General features: G+C 68.9%; 15 protein-coding genes, 1 tRNA gene and 1 pseudogene. 9 read left to right on the forward strand and 8 right to left on the reverse strand.

The annotated features are described in order from the left end of the window. Positions 1-124: 124 nt before the first annotated feature. Entirely contained in the window at positions 125-556 is a 432-nt protein-coding gene (locus KCH_RS27280) for a very short patch repair endonuclease (RefSeq protein ID WP_035867350.1), read from the reverse strand. A gap of 56 nt (positions 557-612) precedes the next feature. Then, the gene (locus KCH_RS27285) at positions 613-1,359 is read right to left on the reverse strand and encodes a helix-turn-helix transcriptional regulator (RefSeq protein ID WP_208865985.1); all 747 of its coding nucleotides are present in this window, start codon (positions 1,357-1,359) and stop codon (positions 613-615) included. 332 nt (positions 1,360-1,691) lie between these two features. On the opposite strand from KCH_RS27285, the gene KCH_RS27290 reads away from it, so the two are divergent. Further along, the gene (locus KCH_RS27290; RefSeq protein WP_244305452.1) at positions 1,692-2,306 is read left to right on the forward strand and encodes a YbhB/YbcL family Raf kinase inhibitor-like protein; all 615 of its coding nucleotides are present in this window, start codon (positions 1,692-1,694) and stop codon (positions 2,304-2,306) included. 66 nt (positions 2,307-2,372) lie between these two features. Here KCH_RS27290 and KCH_RS27295 read toward each other — a convergent pair whose 3' ends face one another. Further along, positions 2,373-3,092, reverse strand: a complete 720-nt coding sequence (locus KCH_RS27295; RefSeq protein WP_035867353.1) for an SDR family oxidoreductase — start codon at positions 3,090-3,092, stop codon at positions 2,373-2,375. A gap of 208 nt (positions 3,093-3,300) precedes the next feature. Here KCH_RS27295 and KCH_RS27300 point away from each other — a divergent pair, with 208 nt between their 5' ends. From KCH_RS27300 to KCH_RS27325, 8 genes and pseudogenes are all read left to right on the forward strand, one after another. After that, positions 3,301-3,963, forward strand: coding sequence for a TetR/AcrR family transcriptional regulator (locus tag KCH_RS27300; protein WP_244305453.1), 663 nt, complete (start codon positions 3,301-3,303; stop codon positions 3,961-3,963). 142 nt (positions 3,964-4,105) lie between these two features. Continuing rightward, entirely contained in the window at positions 4,106-5,404 is a 1,299-nt protein-coding gene (locus KCH_RS27305) for an MFS transporter (protein ID WP_084223949.1), read from the forward strand. Between the two features lie 135 nt (positions 5,405-5,539). Continuing rightward, positions 5,540-5,613 (forward strand) — tRNA-Pro (locus KCH_RS27310). 224 nt (positions 5,614-5,837) lie between these two features. Beyond that, on the forward strand, positions 5,838-5,993 hold the full coding sequence (locus KCH_RS41665) for a hypothetical protein (protein WP_208865986.1): 156 nt from the start codon (positions 5,838-5,840) through the stop codon (positions 5,991-5,993). A 213-nt stretch (positions 5,994-6,206) separates the two neighbouring features. Beyond that, a complete protein-coding gene (locus tag KCH_RS27315; RefSeq protein WP_035874029.1) occupies positions 6,207-7,046 on the forward strand; it encodes an IS5 family transposase in 840 nt (279 codons plus the stop codon). A gap of 142 nt (positions 7,047-7,188) precedes the next feature. Beyond that, positions 7,189-7,606: pseudogene (locus tag KCH_RS45010) on the forward strand (ISL3 family transposase); the annotation flags it as partial. A gap of 303 nt (positions 7,607-7,909) precedes the next feature. Continuing rightward, positions 7,910-9,892 (forward strand): DNA (cytosine-5-)-methyltransferase, encoded by a 1,983-nt coding sequence (gene dcm, locus KCH_RS27320; RefSeq protein WP_035874032.1) that lies wholly within the window; start codon positions 7,910-7,912, stop codon positions 9,890-9,892. Between the two features lie 462 nt (positions 9,893-10,354). Next, positions 10,355-10,543 carry an AbrB/MazE/SpoVT family DNA-binding domain-containing protein gene (locus KCH_RS27325; protein ID WP_035867355.1) on the forward strand — a complete coding sequence of 63 codons (189 nt, stop codon included), beginning with the start codon at positions 10,355-10,357 and terminating at the stop codon, positions 10,541-10,543. Positions 10,544-10,563: 20 nt separating this feature from the next. Here the strand turns inward: KCH_RS27325 and KCH_RS27330 are convergent, their stop codons facing one another. The 5 genes from KCH_RS27330 to KCH_RS27350 form a co-directional block, all read right to left on the reverse strand. Next, positions 10,564-12,573: an AIPR family protein gene (locus tag KCH_RS27330; protein WP_035867357.1), complete on the reverse strand. Its 2,010-nt coding sequence runs from the start codon at positions 12,571-12,573 to the stop codon at positions 10,564-10,566. Continuing rightward, the gene (locus tag KCH_RS27335; RefSeq protein WP_035867359.1) at positions 12,566-13,576 is read right to left on the reverse strand and encodes a PD-(D/E)XK motif protein; all 1,011 of its coding nucleotides are present in this window, start codon (positions 13,574-13,576) and stop codon (positions 12,566-12,568) included. The genes KCH_RS27330 and KCH_RS27335 overlap by 8 nt, the downstream gene beginning before the upstream one ends. Beyond that, the gene (locus KCH_RS27340) at positions 13,573-16,356 is read right to left on the reverse strand and encodes a Z1 domain-containing protein (RefSeq protein WP_035867361.1); all 2,784 of its coding nucleotides are present in this window, start codon (positions 16,354-16,356) and stop codon (positions 13,573-13,575) included. Before KCH_RS27340 ends, KCH_RS27335 begins: the two co-directional genes overlap by 4 nt. A gap of 62 nt (positions 16,357-16,418) precedes the next feature. Continuing rightward, positions 16,419-17,894, reverse strand: a complete 1,476-nt coding sequence (locus KCH_RS27345) for an ATP-binding protein (RefSeq protein ID WP_035867363.1) — start codon at positions 17,892-17,894, stop codon at positions 16,419-16,421. A 566-nt stretch (positions 17,895-18,460) separates the two neighbouring features. Continuing rightward, positions 18,461-18,859 (reverse strand): type IV toxin-antitoxin system AbiEi family antitoxin domain-containing protein, encoded by a 399-nt coding sequence (locus KCH_RS27350; RefSeq protein ID WP_035862840.1) that lies wholly within the window; start codon positions 18,857-18,859, stop codon positions 18,461-18,463. Positions 18,860-18,985 lie beyond the last annotated feature (126 nt).

Raw genomic sequence — 18,985 nt, forward strand, 5'->3', positions numbered from 1 at the left:
CCCAGGGCCGCGGCACCTTCACCACCCGCCCGGCCGGCTACGCCCCGGCCCGCGTCGGCCGTAACCGCACGACAGCTGCCCCGCCCGCAACTCGCGGGCGGGGCAGCCTCGTTGGCGTCACGCGTCATGGACGGGACGCGCGGGTGCGGCGGGCGCGGACCAGGTCGTGGACGGTGCGGGCGATCTCCTCGGGCGGCTGGTGCTCCCAGAAGCGGAGGACGGTCCAGCCCTCGGCGGTGAGGTGGTCGGTGGTCTCGCGGTCGCGGGAGATGTTGCGGTCGAGCTTGGTGCGCCACCACTCGGCGTTGGCCTTGGGGCTGGTGGCGTGCTCGGGGCAGCCGTGCCAGAAGCAGCCGTCGAGGAAGACCGCGACGCGCGGGCCGAGGAACAGGATGTCGACCGTGCGCCGCGGCATGCCGGGGACGCGCGCGTTGACCCGGTAGCGCAGGCCCGCGGCGTACAGCAGCCGTCGGACCGCGAGTTCCTGGGCGGTGTCCCGGGACGACTGCCGGCTCATCCGGGCGGCGACGGACGGCGAGGACGCGGTGGGCGACATACCGCCAGTATCCGCCGGCCTTCGGACAACGGCCGCAGCGCCGGCGGCAGGGCGGCTCACGCGGCGGTGATCGGGTGGACGGCGGTGCCCGCGGTGCGGGAGGTGTGGGCGGCGACCAGGCGGCGGAGGGCGTGCTCGGTGGCCCGGTCGGCCGGGGTGACGGTGAACAGCAGGTGGTCGGAGGCGGGCCCGGTGGACAGGATGTCGTAGTGGAGCCGGAGTTCGCCCGCTTCCGGGTGACGGACGCGCTTGCTGCCGGCGCTCCGTTCGAGGACGGTGTGGTCGCTCCACCAGGTGTCGAACTCGGCGCTGTTGCCGCGCAGTTCGGCGACCAGGGCAGCCAGTCGCGGATCGCCCGGGTGACGGGCGTGCCCGGCCCGGAGATGGCCGACGGTCTCGCGGGCGACCCGCTGCCAGTCGAGCTGGCCGGCGCGGGACGCCGGGTCGAGGAACAGCATGCGCGCCGTGTTGTCGGCCCGGCCCGTGCCGAAGCCGGGCCCGAACAGGGCTTGCGCGGCCGGATTGTGGGCCAGCACGTCGAGCCGGTGGTCGGTCAGGTACGCCGGGAACAGCGGTATTCCGTCGAGGAGTTGGAGCAGCGAGGCACGGACCGGGCTGCCGCTCTCCGATCTGCCGGGAGCATCGCAGGGGTCTTCGCGCCGGCTCTCGGGCCGGGCCAGCAGGTGCAGGTGCCGACCCTCGTCCGCGGTCAGGCGCAGCGCCTCCGCGAGCGCGTTCAGGACGGCCGCGCCCGGGGTGCCGACCCGACCCTGCTCCAGTCGGACGTACCACTCGACGGACACGGCGGCCAGCTGGGCGACCTCCTGGCGGCGCAGCCCGGCGTGCGCCGCCGCGGACCGCGGGGGAGACCGACGTCCTCCGGCTGCAAGCGAGTGCGCTTGGCGCGCAGGAAGGCTGCCAGCTCGGCCTGTTGGGGCGTGCGGTGGGGCGCGGGACGGGGTGTGCGGTGGGGCGTGCCGGTCATGGTGTCGATGATGGTCGCGGGCGCGCCGGGGAGTCCAGCGCCGATCCTGGTACGCCGGATGCCACCATGCGGCGTGGCTCCCCAAGTGCCGTGGCGGGGACGAGGGTTGGCGGGACGAAGCCGACGACACCGATCCGAGGAGAGACTCCGTTGTCACGCCTGCCCCGCACCACCGCACTGCTGCTGGCCTCCGCCACCGCCCTGCCCCTGCTCGGCGCCGCCGACTCGAGTGCCCAAGTCCGTTCACCCGTCCGGGACTTCGGCCGGACCTCGGTGCGCTCGGGCATTCCCGTCGATGCGAAGCGCTTCACCGTCACCAGTCCCGACCTGGTGAACGGGAGATTCCCGCAAACGAATTGGGCGAACGCGTTCGGCTGCGACGGCGGCAACCGCCCGCTGCGCCTGGAGTGGCGCGGCGCCCCCGCAGGCACCCGCAGCTTCGTCGTCACCATGTTCGACCCGGACGCCCCGACCGGCTCCGGTTTCTGGCACTGGCTGAGCTGGGACCTGCCGGCCACGGCCACCGCCCTCGGCGACACCCCGCCGCCCGGCGCGGTCTCCGGCACGGACGACGCCGGGCTTCGCGGCTACCTGGGCCCCTGCCCGCCGGCCGGTGACCGCCCGCACCGCTACCGGATCACCGTCTACGCGCTCGACACGGCGAGCCTGGCCCTGCCGGCCGAAACGCCGCCCGCCGTCACCGCGTTCACGATGAGCGGCCACGTGCTGGCCTTCGCGCAGACCACGGCGGTGGCGGCGCGATAGCCGCTCAACGCGGGCGGCCCGCAGGCAAGTTGCAAGCCTGCGGGCCGGACTGCGGTGGGGGAGCGGTCAGTTCAGCGTGATCAGGTGGAGGCCGCCGTCCGACTCCAGCACGGTGCCGGTGAGGTTGCGGTTGGTGGCGGCCAGCGCCACCGTCTCCGCGACGTCCTCCGCATCCGCGATCCGCCGGACCGGCAACTGGGCTGCGGCATGGGCGAAGTAGGCCTCGCGGGCCTCTTGCGGCAGGCCGTCCCACCACGGGGTGGCGACCAGGCCGGGGGAGACCGCGTTGACCCGGCGCGGGGCGAGCTCGACCGCGAGCGGCCGGATCATCGACTCCAGTGCGCCGTTGACGGCCGCCAGACCCGCGGTGCCCGGCAGGGCCGTCCGCGCGGAGATGGCCGTGACCAGGGTGATCGACCCGTCCTCGGTCAGGTGCGGCAGCGCGGCCTGGACCGTCGTCAACTGCCCCCAGAACTTGGCCTCGAACGCGCCGCGCAGCGCGACCAGGTCGAGTTCGGCGAACGGGCCCGCCCCCTCGGCGCCGCTGAGCGCGACCACCAGCCAGTCCAAGGTCCCGACGGTGCGCAGGACTTCGGCGATCTGCTCGCGGTCCCCACCGTCCGCGCGGTGCCCGACCAGCTCTGGGTCGCTCACCGCGAGCGCCTCCAGGCGCTCCTTGCTGCGGCCCACCACGTGCACCGCCGCCCCCTGAGCGTGCAGCCGGCGCGCCGTGGCCAGCCCGATGCCCGAGGTGCCGCCGACCACCAGTGCAGTGCGCTCACTCATGCGTGCCATCTCCCCTGTGCCAGTTCCTGTGTCGGTTCCCGGGCCGGTCCTCGGGCCGGCCCCCGGACCGGTCGTTGCGCCGATCTGGGTGCCGGTCCTCGTGATCCGGGTGAAGCCGCCCCCGTCGCCGCGTGCTCCGGCGAGTGGGCGGGGGTCCGGTTATTTCGAACCGCGACGTCTCGTCTCGAATTAAGGTAGCGTGCTGCCCGTGATCGAGCAAGCAGAATCCGCCGCCGGCAGAACATCTGCCGGAGCATCTGACGGAACATCAACTCCCGTACGTCCGGGTCGACGTCGCAGCGAGGAGAGTCGGCTGGCGATCCTCACCGCCGCGACCGAACTGCTCGGTGAGGTCGGCTACGCACGCCTCACCGTCGAAGGCATCGCCGCTCGCGCCGGCACCGGCAAGCAGACCGTCTACCGCTGGTGGCCCGGCAAGGCGGACGTCCTGCTCGAAGCCGTCACCGCCCACGCCCGGCAGCACATCGCGCTGCCCGACACCGGCGACCACGCCGCCGACCTGCGCACCTTCCTCGCCGCCACCTTCGCCGCCGCCACCCCGCCCACCACCGACGCGCTCCGCGCCCTCATGGCCGAGGCGCAGATCGACCCCGCGTTCGGCGACCGCTTCCGCGAGACCCTGCTGCACCCGCGCCGCGAAGCCCTCGGCACCCTCGTCGACCGCGCCCGCACCGCCGGCCTGCTCGCCCCCCAGCTCACTACCGCCACCGCCGTCGACCTCGCCTTCGGCGCCCTCTGGTACCGCCTGCTCGGCACCCGCGACCCGCTCGACGACGACCTCGCGGAGCTGCTGACGCGGACGCTGCTGCTGCCGAGCGCGACGTCCTCCGGGAGTGCCGACGGGGCCTGACAAGGTGTCGGGCGGTGGATGAGGTGTCGGGCGGTGGTGGTGGCGGCGGTTGCGGTGCGGGGCCTCGGCCGAGGGGCGGCCGCAGGTGGCGGTGCGGGGCCCCGGTCGAAGGTCGGCCGGAGAGCTGACCGACGATGGCGGGGTGCCCACCGACTCGCCCTCCCGCCCGCCGATACCGCCCACCGCTCCCGCCGCGTCCCGGCTGCGCAGGCTGACCCGCGGCGCGTTCGCCGACCTCACGCCGCTGCGCGACAGCCCCGACTACCGGCGGCTCTGGTTCGGACAGTCCGTGTCCGCGATCGGTCAGCAGATGACCGCCGTCGCCGTCTCCGTCCAGGTCTACGACCTCACCGGCTCCACCTTCGCCACCGGCCTGGTCGGACTCTGCTCCCTGTTCCCGCTCATCGTCTTCGGCCTGTACGGAGGCGCCATCGCCGACCGGGTCGACCGCCGCCGCCTCGGGCTTATCGGCTCCGGCGGACTCGCCGCCGTCTCCGCCCTGCTCGCCGTCCAGGCGCTGCTGCACCTCGACGTCGTCGTCCTGCTCTACGCGGCCGTCGCGCTCCAGGGAGGCTTCTTCGCCGTCAGCTCGCCCGCCCGGTCCTCGATGATCCCGCGACTCGTCCCGCGCGAGCAGCTGACCTCCGCCAACGCCCTCAACACCATCGGCATGAACCTCGGTCAGACCGTCGGCCCGATGCTCGGCGGCATCGCCATCGCCGCGTACGGCGCCCAGGCCGCGTACCTGGTCGACACCGTCGCCTTCACCGCCACCCTCTACGCGATGTGGCGACTGCCCGCGATGCGCCCACAGACCGTCAGCGGCAAGCGCGCCACTGTCCTCGACGGCCTGCGCTTCCTGCGCGACCAGCCCAACCTGCGGACGTCCTTCCTCGCCGACCTCGCCGCGATGATCTTCGGCCTCCCGCGTGCGCTCTTCCCCGCCATCGCCGTCGCCTTCTACGGCGGCGGACCGGGCACCGTCGGCCTCCTGGTCGCCGCCCCCGCGATCGGCGCCCTGGCCGGCGGACTCTTCTCCGGCTGGATCGGCCGCATCCACCGGCACGGCGTCGCCGTCCTCGCCTCCGTCGCCGCATGGGGCCTCGCCATCGCCGCGTTCGGACTCGTCCACAACCTGCCGCTCGGACTGCTCCTGCTCGCCGCGGCCGGCTGCGCCGACACCGTCTCGATGATCTTCCGCAACACGATGATGCAGGTCGCCGCGCCCGACGAGATGCGCGGCCGCCTCCAGGGCATCTTCATCGTCGTGGTCGCCGGCGGCCCCCGCCTCGGCGACTTCGAATCCGGAACCGTCGCCACCCTCACCACCCCCACCCTCTCCATCCTCACCGGCGGCCTCGCCTGCATCGCCGCCGTCCTCCTCCTTGCCGCCCGCCGCCCCGCCTTCCTCCGCTACGACGCCCGCCACCCCACCCCCTGACCCGCCCCCGCCGCACCCCCCGAAACCTGGCAGCGAGCACCCCCCGACGTGCTGTATTGTTTTCCACGTCGCCGGGACACCGGGGACAAGGTCAGAAAGCCAAGAAGCCCACCCGGGCAACGCGGCAGACGACCACGGGACGTGGCGCAGCTTGGTAGCGCACTTGACTGGGGGTCAAGGGGTCGCAGGTTCAAATCCTGTCGTCCCGACAGAGATGTCGGAAGGCCGTTGATCGGGAGAAATCCCAGATCAGCGGCCTTTTCTGCTGCTCGCCTCTTGATGTCGCCACCTGCCCTTGCCATGCTTCGGGCGATCTTGCCAGGGACCAGCCGGGGACCGCGGCGCCGGCCGGGCACAGCCGGGAGGGCAATTGGGTAGAGCCTCGTCGGGAAAGAAGGCGGCGCGCGAAGCCGGGAGAACCCGGGACCACACGGTGCCGCAGATGTACCTGCGGCGGTTCGCCGAGCACCGCGGCCGACGTCAGCACGAACTGACCGTGCGCAGGACCGTCGCCATCGATGCGCCGTTCCCCGCGATGGTCGGCAACATCCTTGCCGAGCGCGGCTATTACGGGGCGTTTCGTCCATGAAGGCGGCGGTCGATCCTGATTTCCGGGCTGTCTGGCCGGCTCTTCTGCGGGTACTCCAGAGGCTGATGCGCTGGGAGTGCTGCCTGCATACGTATGTCCGCCGGAACTGCGCACTGCGTCCTGTCTCATCCCAGGAAGCCGGGCTGGAGCACGATTGTCCCCTGGATCCCGCGGCCTCTGGCCGCAGGCGAGATTCCGCAGTATGCCGTCGTTATGACGGATCGTCGACCGTATCCGAGCGACCTGTCCGACGCCCGCTGGGCCCTCGTCGAGCCCACCCTGACCGCCTGGCGCCGAGCCCGAACCGAACGGGCCCTCGCGTTCGGCCGGCCGCCCGAGCACGAACTGCGCGACCTGCTGGACGCGATCCTCTACGTCGACCGCACCGGCATCCCCTGGCGCTACCTCCCGCACGACTACCCGCCCTGGGAAACCGTCTACGCCTACTTCGCCCGCTGGCAGAAGGAGGGAGTCTTCGAGCAGCTCAACGGTCTTCTCCGGCGCCTGGTCCGCGCCGCAGAAGGCCGCGATCCGGAACCCACGGCCTGCATCATCGACTCCCAGAGCGTGAAGACCTCCACAAATGTCCCCGCCGCCACGCAGGGCATCGACGTCGGGAAGAAGATCGCGGGCAGGAAGCGAAACATCGTCACCGACACGATCGGCCTGCTCCTGGTCGTGCTGGTCACCGCCGCGAGCGTGCAGGACGGCACCGCCGGCAAGCAGCTCCTGACCACGGTCGCCACCCACCACCCCGGTATCAGCAAGGCCTGGGCCGACATGGGCTACAAGAACGCCGTCGTCGAACACGGCGCAGCCTTGGGCATCGACGTCGAGATCGTCCGCCGCGACCCCGCGACCAGGGGATTCGTCGTCCAGCCCCGTCGCTGGGTCGTCGAGCGCAGCTTCGGCTGGCTCATGAACCACCGCCGCCCCGCCCGCGACTACGAAGCCCTCCCGGCCCGCTCCGAAGCCATGGTCCACGTCGCGGTGATCAACCTCATGGCCCGCCGACTCACCGGAGAGTCCACCCCGACCTGGCGCGGAACATGAGCCTCGGAATCACGGATAAAACGCCCAGTTATCAACCTCGACTGCGAGCACGGCACCGTCGAGCTCGCTGTCGAACATCATCAGCAGCAGGGGGCTGGCACTGACCAGGTCGGCAGGCGGCTCGCCACTCCGTGGCTGGCCGCCACGTCTGCGGTGCCTCGTCGGCTCCTACCGTGACCACCTGCGCCGGCGTCGGACCGAGGACCCCGCGGTGCCCGTCTCCCACCTCCTGCGCGAGATCAAGGAACTGGGCTACACCGGCAGCGCGAACCTCCTGGTCTGCTGCATAACCCAGGGTCGCGCGGGGGAACTCACCGAAACCTGCCCCGAGATGACTGAACTCGACCGCCTAACAGGAGAGTTCGCCCAACTGCTGACGCCGGCCGAGGCAACGACGCCGAGCTCACCGATTGGATCACGCCAGTTCGCTCCGTTGACCGGCCCCACCTGCACTCCTTCACGAACGGCCTGGAACTTGACCGGTCGCCGTCGACGCCGGACTCACCACTCCGTACCACAACAGCTGTACCGAGGGCGTCAACACGCGAACCAAGGAGATCCGCCTCGGCTCTTGGACACGGCATCCGTCTTGGTGCTCCTCCCATGAGCGACGCCCGTCTTTCGGGTGTCGGGGCTCACATTCACTTGGTGATCTTGTCAGTGTCTATCCTCATGATTGACCTTCTCTGGAGCCGCCAGGGGGCTGCTTTCGGTCACAGGAGTGGGCTGCACGTAATATTCTCGGGGCGCCGAAGGCGTCCCGATCGATCTTGTTCTCCGAGGCAGACGCCGGATTCTTGATCTCGCCAGAGGATGTGTGATCTCCTGGTGCTCGTTCTTCTCGTCCGATGGAGGTTGGCGCTGTGCGCAGGCAGCACTATGAGGTGCCTCTGGAGCGGAGCGACTACCTGGAGCTCAAGCGTCACAGGAACAGCTGCAAGCCCGAGAACTTCGGCAAGTGGCTCGGTGGCTTCGGTGCTGGCAAGCGTCTGGCCGTCGACCTCTTCTCCGGGGCGGGCGGACTGAGCCTCGGGCTGGAGCGAGCCGGGTGGGCGGTCGCAGCCGCGGTCGACTTCGACGAGCGGGCTCTCCAGACACACGCCGCGAACTTCCCGGGCATGAGTCTTCACATGGACCTGGGCAACCCCGATGAGCGGGACAGGCTCGTGGACATGCTGGCACCGGCCAAGATCGATCTGGTGGCTGGCGGCCCTCCTTGTCAGCCGTTCAGCAGGGCTGGCCGGAGCAAGATCCGCAGCCTCGTGGAGCATCACGGCCGCGATCCCCACGATCGCCGCAAGGAACTGTGGAGTGCCTACCTCGACGTGGTGAAGCGCCTCCGGCCGCGTGCGGTCCTCATGGAGAACGTGCCGGACATGGGCCTCGGTGACGACTTCTTCGTGGTGCGCACCATCGAGGAGCAGCTGGAGGACATGGGCTACGCGACGCAGGTGCGTCTCGTCGATGCGTGGAAGTATGGCGTTCCGCAGCATAGGAAGCGACTGATCCTGCTGGCCAGGAACGACGTGGAGCGCTTCGAGTGGCGTCAGGAGCTGGAGCACGATCAGCGGACCACGCTGCGGGACGCCATCGGCGACCTGCCGGTGCTGCCCGTCGTGCCCACCGAGCGTGTCGGACAGCGTGAACTGCCGTACGACGAGCCGTCCGAGCTCTCGAAGTTCGCGCAGGACATGCGCAAGTGGGCGCGCAAGGATCGGGTTTGGGACCACATGACCCGACGGGTCCGGAAGGACGACGCGGAGATCTTCTCGAGTATGGATTCCAAGACCCTGTACTCGGAGATCTCCCCGGAACTGCAGCGCTACAAGGCCGACCACTTCACGGACAAGTACAAGAAGCTCGACTGGGCGGACCTCAGCAGGTCGATCACGGCCCACATCGCCAAAGACGGCTACTGGTACATCCACCCGGACAAGGACCAGCCGCGCACCCTCACCGTGCGGGAGGCGGCGCGGGTGCAGACCTTCCCGGACAGGTTCCGCTTCGCCGGCACGCGTAGTGACGCCTTCCGCCAGATCGGTAACGCGGTGCCGCCCCTACTTGGTGAGGCTGCGGCCGAGGCCTTGCTGCCAGTAGGCGACGAGCAACAGACCGAAGGCGGACTTCAGCCGCAATGGCGTACGGTGCGAAGGGACCTGACCGCCTGGGCTGAGGGGCAGCGCGAGTCGGAAAACTGGTACCAGCTTCCGGGCGAGCACATGTCCGGGCTGCAAGCCGCCGTGGTGGCAATACTGTCCGGAACCAGGATGCAGCCCACCCAGCTGGCGGCGATGGTCGAGGTCGTGCGAGGGCGGACGTCCCTGAGCAAGGCCGCACTCGAGGCACTCGCGGCGGCGGCACCCACCGAGGCCGCGAAGGCACGGGTTGCCCGGCTCGCCGCGGTCATCGGCAAGTCGAGCCTCTGGAGCGACGAGGAGAAGGTCCTCGAGCATCTGAAGCTGAAGCCCGCCGAGGCGACGCTCTACCGGTTGTTGGTCGGTGAGGACCTCCTGCTGGTGGGGCAGGGAGCGCTGCGCGTTGCCGCCCGTCTGCACGGCAGCGACTCCGACCGCACGAACAGGCTCAGCGACGGTCGAGTGGACCTGGTGAAGCTCGTCGGAGCCGGCGAGGACGCGCCTCTGCGTATGGCAGCGCTTCGGCTCATCGGAAGCAGCTTCTGCCGGGCCAAGGAGCCGCTTTGCCACGCGTGCCCCTTGAGCAAATACTGCGTCGCCAGGGAGAGCGTCTCGGACGACCTGTTCACGGACGCGTTGACTGGGACCCACGGACGGGAGACGATGCCGACGCAGGCTCGCGAGCCTGGTCGCACCGCCGGGCGACGCTGAGCGCAGCACGCTCGACGTCCGCCCGAATCTCGCACTCCCAGACACGGACGACGGTCCAGCCGGAGGCCTCCGCTGCTGCGGTGTTCCGGCGGTCGCGCTCCTTGTTGGTCTCGATCTTCGCTTCCCATAGGAGGCGTTCGGGCCGCGGAACGTCTTCGGGCCGTGCAGCAGGACAGCCGTGCCAGAAGCACCCGTCGACGAACACCGCCACGTTGTACCTGGCAGGACGAAGTCCGCCGTGCAACGGACAGCCACCTTGCGCTGGGACGGAACCGGAGGCCAAGCCGGTGAACGGCACGCCGGAGGGCCACCTCCGGTTTCGTATCGCGGGCGCGCCGACCGCGCAGATGGCCGCTGAGCTCAGTGCTGACCCACTCCGTGCTCCTGGCGTCCTCACGTGCTGCCGTACCTCAGCCCCCGCCCGTCGTCGACCTATGAGTGTGAGGGTGCCACACTCGCCCCATGCTTCGTGAACCTGCAGAACTCTGTGTCGACAACCATGGTCGGGTCGAGCTCCCCATGGGTCTGCTCGCGGAGGCGGGCATCGCACCCGGCTCGGACCTCCCGGCCCTCAGTGACGGAGACGGGCGGATCGTGCTCCGCCGCGCCGAGGACGCCATGAGGGATCTGCTCGAGCGCGGGGAGCTCTGAGGGCCGATAGGGATCCGGGCCTACGGACCGGGGACGAAGCCGAGGGACAGCGCCTCGTTGCGCGCGTGCAGTGCCTGCACCGCCTGTGGCTCGGGGACCTCCTGGTCGAGTTCGAGTCGCCTGCCGACGTACTGCGCGAGCTGGCGCTGCGAGGGATCCAGGTTGTGTGTCTCCTTCGCCCATCGCTCGATGGCGTACCACTCGTCTGCTGGCACCGACATCGCCTCGTCGCTCGCCCCCCGGGCGCCTTCCGTACCGCCTGCGAGAGCCTCGTCGTCCAGCGGGTGATCGCGGAGCTCGGCCGCCAAGTCGCGAGGCACGGACCAGGGCACGCGGGAGACGGCGTCCCAGCAGACGGGCTTCTTGGCCCACTCGCCCACGTGGTTGCCCTCACGCGGCTTGGTCACGACCCTCATGACCCGGGGGCACAGGTCGTCGATCGCGGCCTCGATGGTCGGCGAGATCCGCTGTTCACGCCAGATTCTGTCGAGATCGATGCGCTGTTCGGTGGCGAGCGACAGACGAGCCATGGTGTAAGCCGTGATCATGCTCTTGTAGCTGCCCGCCTCGTGGTTCGCCGCGATGCGGTCGACTGCCTTGAAGAGGATGGCCATGGCTATCACACGCTGGCAGTACTGGATGTCGACCCGAGGGGGTGCCTCGCCGATGCGGTCCATGAACGCGGCGAAGTTCTTCTGCGCTCCACGGCTGACGCTGAACGGGAGGAGACTCCAGGAGTTGACGTACTTCGCGAGGTCCGCCTTGGTGAACTTCCGATTCGGCGGGTTGAGCTTCTTGAAGGTGCGCTGCTTCGCCGGTGTCCGGGCCTTGGCCACCTCGTCGGTGTACTGGCCGCGCGCCCTCTCGTAGAACCAGTGTGTCTCCTGGCCGCTGCCGTCCGTCGCCGGCGCCCACAACGATCGGGTGATCCGCTGGACGGCCACGTGGTACTCGTGGTTCGAGCTGAAGTCGACGAGCGTCACGCGGTTCTGCGTATTGGAGTACTCGGAGATCATCGGGACGATCTCCGAGAGTCGCTCAGGGGAGACCTCTGTCAACTTCATCTGGACGGTCACGTGAGACAGGTCCGCCTTGTCCCGGCTCGAGGCGTAATGCAGCGAAGCCGTGGTCTGACCGCCGTTCACCACTTGGAGGCCGTGTACCCGTGAGATGCCTGACGGCGTGCCGTCCGGTCCGCGCACGAAGTCGACCTGGGACGCGGTCGCCGTGATGCCGTTGTTGTACGCCAGGAACCTGCCGGGCGAGTGCAGCAGGGTCTCCCTGATACCCCTGTTGACCGATCCGCGGGCCTGCAGGAAGGACCGGACATTCAACTCGAGAAGCCTGGTCCCGTACTCCCCGTACAGTTCGGCCAGTCTCTGGCCTGGGATCACGGCCATGGTCACCGAGTGGTCCGGCTCGCTGCTGGGCGCCGAGACACAGGGCAGCGGAGGATCGAACGAGACCACGATGGGCTCGCTGATGCTGCCGGACGTCGCGTGGCGGTGCAGTCGTGCCAGGTCCCATACCTCGTGGGTTACGGGGAGTCCGTCGAAGTCGGTGGGCGGGACGGCGGTGCTCGTGCCGACGCGGTTGCTGAGGAGGAAGAGCCGGATCCTCCGAACCTCGGTGAGCGCCTTCTCCACTGCCGCGCACATGTCGTAGACGTCGAAGGACTCGTCGATGTGCTGACGCAGCCCGTCCCTACACCGGCGGACGAACGTGAGGAGGCGCTTGAACGCGGTCTCGGTCTGTCCCTTCGTGAGTTTGGACTCCAGCGGGTCCAAGTCGAAGTCGGTCACGAAGAGGTCGAGGCACTCCCCGGAGTCCCCGATGCCGTATCCGTGTACGAGATGACCGTGGGCCGAGTGGTAGGCGGTGAACGTGTTGGAAACGATGCCGGCCTGCTCCAGATCCTCGAACACGCGTCGCGTGAACGTCTCCGGGGTGGTGGTCCCCTCGGCGTCGGCGGCGGCCTGGACGTCCGCGACGACGTCGTGGGCGTACTGGGACAGGTCAAGCTCAGGCATGGGGCCCCCCGATCAGTGCGGTCACCTCGTCGGCCGTGGCGCGGTGGTGGTCAAGTCCCGAGGTGTTCACGTGGTACGAGCACTCACCGACACCCTCTGGAAGATCTGCCTCGACGATTCTCGGGAAATTCTCCCCTACGTGCCAGAAGCGCAGGTCGCGGACGGTGTAACGAGGCTCCTCGTACAGGTCTCGCTGGCCGGGGAGGTAGCCGGCCTGCACCATGCGACTGTCGAAGGCAGCGCGCACGGCAGGGCCCGTGAGCTGCTCGCGTATGCGGTCCACCAAGCGGTTCAGGCTCTCGCCTGATCCGCCCCGCCGTTCGTCGAGCATCGCCAACGCCAACAGGAGCGCGGGCGTTCCGGTGTCGTCCAGCTGGCGTTCGCTGGCGATCCGGATGCTGCGGGGGCGCTTGGCGGTGCTGGTCTTCGTCTCGACGGCGACTCCGGACAACTGGAAGTCCTGGTTGGCACCACTCGGCCCCACCCAGGCGTCGACCGCCTCGGTTGGCCCGACGAGGGGCAGGATGTGGTCGCGCAGCACGAGGAGCTCGCCGACGAGTCCGCGACGGGCCTCAGGGCCGAGACCGTCTCTGCCGACGGCACGCAGGAGGTCCTGCCACCGCTCGAACCTCTCCACGGCTGCTGTCAGGGCTGCTGCGGCCCCAGGGGCCTCTCGGACGGTGTCAGCCACGTCGGTGACGAGCGGGTTGAACACCTCCCGCAGTTCGTCGGCGATGAGGACCACTTGGAGCTCGTACTCAACACGCGACACGGCACTCACGTTCATCTCCAGCCCGGCAGCACGGGGCAGCTGGCGTACGGAGCGCACGATGTGGTCGGCAGAGCGAGCGTCGGCCCTGAGGACGAGCATGCGCTGCTGTGCCGGGTGGGAGACGGAGAGGAAGACGTCCAAGGGGGCATCTGGATGCAGGCGGATACGGGACCGGCCCGGGGCCCCCTGGGGTGCCTCCAGGTCACGCCAATCGGACTCGGTGACGGTCACTCCCCGTCCTCCTCGTCGTCGAGGGCGTCAAGGCCCTCCTTCTGCCAGATGGTGTTGACCACGTACTCGGTGTCGGACTGGTGCTCGGAGAGCGGGAAGCTCACCTTGAAGCCCACCAGCGGCGGCTGGGCCTGACGGTCGTTGGTGGCCGGCCGCTCGACCAAGTAGACGAGCAGCAGTGCCTGGTCGGCTCTGCGCTGCCAACGGACGTGCTCTCCCGAAGGCGACTGAGGCACCTTCTCCCGCTTCTTGAGGGCCGCCGCCCTCCGTGTGGCTTCCAGAGCCGCTTTCACCTGGTCGGGATCGAGGTCGAAGCGGTACTCATCGGGAGGGCTGAGCAGCCGTCGGATCGTGTACCGACCGTCGCTGTCGACGTCGTTGAGTGCCGCGCGTTCCACAGGTCCCAGGCTGTAGCCGGCGACGTCCTGCGGGGCTTCGGCTGCCTGCTTGCCGACCAGGACCACCGTCCACTGCGGGAGCTCACCTACGGCCATGCACTGCTCGATGTACTTCGCGATGAAGCGAGGGCGAACCCTCTGGGCCATGCGGTCGGTCTCGTAACGCGTGAGGAAGTCCACGATGGCGTCGGAGGGTACCTGCTTCCATGTCACGTTGGCGCCCGCCGCCTTCTGCTGGGCGGTGGCGAGGCCATCAAGTCTACGGGCGAAATCCCCGAGTACCTTGAGGTTGTGTTCGGGTACCCCGTCGGAGAGGTTGAAGATCACTGTCTCCGGCCCCTCACCGGAGTAGCTGAGCATGACCCTCGTGCCTTGGCGCATCTTGTTGGCGGCCGTGACGGCGAGGCCGAGTGAGGAAGCGCGGACCTTCAGCCCGAAGTACCTTGGACTGAGATCCAACGCCGCCATCTCTTCGATCTCGCGACGCAGTTCGTCGGTGGCAGCAGTCACCTCAATGTACTTCGCCTGCAGGTCAGGAGTGGTGTATAGGCGACAGAGGTCCTCGTGCCCCGGTCGGTATCCGAACCAACGTCCCATCTGAAGCAGGGTGTCGTACGTGCTGGACGTGCGCAGGTAGTAGCTGACCGTCAGCCCCTCCAGGGTGAGACCCCGGGAGAGCTTCTGGCCCCCGATCGCGATGACCGAGAGACCGGTCCTGCGGTGTTCGTAGTAGTCGAGTGCGTCGCGGGAGGCGCCGTTGACCGTCTTGACCACGATCTTCCGCAGCGCGGGCATGACCTGGCTCGACACGTCCTCCCAGGTGACGCGTTGGGCTTCGTCCGAGGGGAAGTGGTCCGTGGTGGGGACGAAGTCCCGTTCCCACAGGGCCCGGAGCTCTGCCATGCGCTGCTGTGCCTGCCCGTACCGATCGCGGAGGGAGTCCACGAGGAGCCGCAGGTAGTCGTCCACCTGGTCGCGGACGATCCCTTGGACGGCTGTGAAGCGGGTGACGTGCACCAGCATGGAGTTGTGCTTCTTCGTCTGCCCTCGTACCCGTCGCGCAGCGCTGGCGAGGACGAACGAGGCGATCGCCTCGCGGAGGGACTGTGGAAGGTCGTCGGAGGGGACGAAGGAGGACTTGTGCTTGCTCGGGATCCAGCTCTCGGCGTCGTCCACAGGGCGCACGAGAGGAAGCGGGGGGACGTCCTCCTCGTCGTCGTTGTCGACCTGGAGCCCGAACACCCGCTCCGGCCCGAGGTAGTTGGTCGGAGACGGCAGGGTGCGGATGAAGCTGTCGGGAAAGAGGTCGGCGCCGAGTTCAGCGTGGTCGACGTCGGGATCGATGTAGATGTTGGCGAACGGAGTGGCGGTGTACCCGACGTACGCCGACTTCTCGAAGCTCTTCATGAGCTCACGGATCGCACCGTTTGTCCTGGTCGGATCCGCGTCGGGATCGCGCTCGGTGTTGATGGAGGCGTTGTCCGCCTCGTCGTCGATGACGAACAGCGGGATGTCGCGTACGACCTTGTTCCCGGTCTCGTCTTCCGTGCCCTGGACCTCGGTCACCCACGTCCGCAGGTATTCGAGGATCTTCCAGTGCTTCTTGACGACGAGAACCACCGGGAAACGACCGAGCGGGAAGTTGACGGCGTTGGCCGCCTGTCGACCGAAGTCGCCCTTCTCCGAACTGTTGGTGGGGGAGGCGATGTCGAGCTTCTTGGCGCCTGGCATCCGGCCGGCACCCATGAGGCGGGACTTCCCGTTCTGGTTGGACCGCTGCTGGTGCTGGGTGTCGAACCCCAGGAGCCCCTCGTCGACACGCAGCTGGGTCTGGCTGCGGAGGTCGTTGTGGATGCCGGCCAGGATCACCACGAACTGGTACCCCGCGTCCACGGCTTTCGCAGCGAGCCCGATGTACTGGCCGGTCTTACCTGACTGGACCTGTCCAATCACGAGGCCCGTCCGGCGCCATGAGCCGACACGGCGCGGGTCCTCTAGCTGGCTCAGGACCTCGTCCGTGCTCTGGTCCAGCCGCCGCACGACAAGGGGAGGATAGCCGCTGACGTCCTCCAGGTACCGGCGGTAGCGTTCCCAGAAGTCCCAGGCTCGGTCGTTCTTGGCCTCCGGCAGCCAGGGTTCGTGCCCGCTGTCGCTCTCCAGCCCGGAGGAGCCCTCCTGGAAGACCGCCGTCAGGACCTCGATCTCCTTGGCCAGCTGCTCACGGTCGAGAACCTCGCCCTGGCCGGCCAGCATCCCGAAGATGACGGTGACCGCGTTCTGCACTTCCTCCGGCGTCGGCTGACGGTCCTGCGACAGTAGTGCGAGAACCAGGCGACGGGCCTTGGCAAGGGACTCGAGAGACTCCTTGGGGGTGGAACTCACAGCAGACCTCCGGCTGGGCGGGAACGGCATGGGGCAGGCTAGGGGCGGGCACTGACAACGGCTCACCCGTTCCAGAAACCCTGCATCTGGTCGAAGGGCGGCATCGTCCGAAGGCGTTCGCGAGCGGCCGCAGGCGAGCGGCCGTCTGAGACCAGAGCCTCGTAGATCCGTTGGGCGACCTCCGTGGCTTCGGCGTCGGCGGGCCCGGGGCCCCCGAAGGGCTCAGGGTCGTCGCTGGTGTCCGTCTCGTGCATCACGCGGAGGGCGGTGACCGGTACCGTCTCCTCGAGCAGACGGATCAGGGCACGCACGTCTTCCGAGCTGGCACCACCAGCGCGCAGAGCTGCCTTCACCAGAGGGTGGCCTCGGTTGATCCTGCAGGAGACCTGGTCGTCGACACGACGGACGTTCCATGCATACACGAGCGGATCCCCGTGCGTACGCGCAGCGATCTGCCCGCGGTGGCGAAGTACGTCGGCGGCCCTTCTCCTGGCCTGCAGGGCGATGCGCCGTAGATGAGAACGCAGTGCGACGGGCGGGACGACGCTGGACTTCCGGACGTCGACCCCCCATTCGACATCCGTCTCGGCGGGGATGTCCACGGCTATGCGCGCCAGGTTGTACTTCTCCTCGCGGCGCAACCCGCGCTGTCCGAGCCAGTCACTGGCCAGGATCAGACGGTCCCGGCGGTACACGTAGAACCCCTGCTGGTCGAGCCAGCCACGCGGGCCGCCGGCCTTCTCGTACTCCTCCGGGGTGAGCCTCTGGGCACTGGGGAGGATGAACGCCTCCACCCGTACCGAACCCGCCCCCAACGGCAGACGCTCGACCGGAAGCGGTTGCACGGACGGGTGGCGCGACAGGAACGGGTCCCAGGGCTCGACGGGGCTGCCGGACACACGCAGGTTGCGGCGTCGGGTTCCGGCGAGGAACCTGGCGAAGACCATGCCCAGATGGGACTCCGTGCGGGCGGCCTCCGCGTAGAACTGCTTCTGGGTCCGCTCGTCTTCCACCGTCACCGAGTCGACGTGGTAGCCGTTGAGGCGCCGCCACAACACGACAGTGCCATGGTCCGCCTTACCCCGAATCCTGTCGAGGAGCTCAGTAGTCGTCTCATCCGCGCCCCGTAGTAGCCGCCACTCGCCCGACTCCTCGACGACGTCCAGGTCCCACGTCCGCACGTGCCACTCGCCTGAGGTCGCGGTGGCGACGGTGAGCTGCCGGGCCTGTGAGAACGAGGCCGACTTGAGGCCGACGCCGAAGCGCCCCAGGTCCGTAGCGCTTCGGGGCGTTGCAGGACCTCGCGCAGCCACGGTCATGGCAGTCACGAGCTCGTCGGCGGTCATTCCGGCACCGTCGTCGGCAACGGTGATCCATGAGTCCTGCCCGGCCCAGGTGAACTCGACGTCGATGGTGGAGGCCCCAGCGGAGATGCTGTTGTCCACGAGATCCGCGATGGCGGCAGGCAGGGAATACCCGAGCGAGCTGAGCGAGGCGACCATGCCCGCCGGCTCCGGAGCTGCTATGTCGTACGTCACGCCGAATACCCAGCCTATTTCCGGTTTCTGATGCTGGTTGCGATTATCCACGTGTGCTGCTCGCGCCCTGGGTGGGTAGTCGAGTGGGGTGCCCTGCCGACGCGAAGCCACGTGAACGTTCCATACGCTTCTCCGCGTGCTGCGGAAAGGGGCCTCGGCTCATGAAGCGACGGGGCAGCAGTGCCGTCCTACCGGAACCGTGGGTGCCAACCGACTGCGGACACCTGGAGCGCATCCATGTGTACCTGGCACCGACCCACGGGAAACGATCTCTTCACCACGTTGTAGTGCAATCCCTCGGTGGGGAGGTCGGGTCTCGTCAGGGCTGTCACCAATGCGTCGAGGTCAGGCGGGGTTCCCAGGTTCTGTACGTAGCGGAGAGAGGTGGCGTGCATGTCCGGCGCCGGGAGAGGGCGAAGACCGAGTTGTTGTGGTGTGCCGACACACCAGGTCCAGTCGATCGTGTCGAACGGTGGCCAACCGGCCGGCAGCTCGGCCGTGGCCGTGGCCGCCCGCAGCTCTCCCCTTACACGGTCCAGCTGCTGGGCTGCGGAGGTGAGAGGACGTTAAGTCCGTTTCTGGTAGCGCCCGCGTCCGGGTTGGTCGAGGAGTCCCTGACGAACGAGTCGTCCCAGGCGGGAGCGGGTGAGGTTGATCGAGGGCTCGTCGGCGGGCAGTCCGAGGAGTTCGTGCAGGTCGCGGACCCGGAAGACCTGCCCGGGGTGCTCGTTGAAGGCGGTCACGATCTGCTGGTAGACGGTGGCGGTCTCCGCAGGGGCCGGTTCATGGTCGGGAAGGGTGAGGCCGTCGATGACCTTGCCGGTGGTGACGATCTCGGCGAGGCGGGCCTCGACCTCGGCCAGGGCGCCGGTGAGTCGCTCGATCTGTTCGCGCAGGTAGTCGGCGCGTGCGGCGGTCTCGTCGTGTTCGGCCTGCAACAGCCGCAGGAGTTCGGTGACGTTCACGCAGCCAGCTCGACGTCGTCGCGCCAGGCGGGGCTGGGGGCGGTCAGGCGGCGGAGCATGCCGGCTGTGGAGGCCCAGTAGACGCGGGAGGCGGCGTTGTCGGGCCGGTGATCGTAGTCGCGGGCG

Source organism: Kitasatospora cheerisanensis KCTC 2395 (genome assembly GCF_000696185.1).
GTDB classification, from domain to species: Bacteria; Actinomycetota; Actinomycetes; order Streptomycetales; family Streptomycetaceae; genus Kitasatospora; species Kitasatospora cheerisanensis.

Excerpts from the sequence above, each read along its gene's own strand:
- KCH_RS27280 (WP_035867350.1), bottom strand. The coding sequence starts at position 556 with ATGTCGCCCACCGCGTCCTCGCCGTCCGTCGCCGCCCGGATGAGCCGG.
- KCH_RS27295 (WP_035867353.1), bottom strand. The coding sequence starts at position 3,092 with ATGAGTGAGCGCACTGCACTGGTGGTCGGCGGCACCTCGGGCATCGGG.
- KCH_RS27315 (WP_035874029.1), top strand. The coding sequence starts at position 6,207 with ATGACGGATCGTCGACCGTATCCGAGCGACCTGTCCGACGCCCGCTGG.
- KCH_RS27325 (WP_035867355.1), top strand. The coding sequence starts at position 10,355 with ATGCTTCGTGAACCTGCAGAACTCTGTGTCGACAACCATGGTCGGGTC.
- KCH_RS27330 (WP_035867357.1), bottom strand. The coding sequence starts at position 12,573 with ATGCCTGAGCTTGACCTGTCCCAGTACGCCCACGACGTCGTCGCGGAC.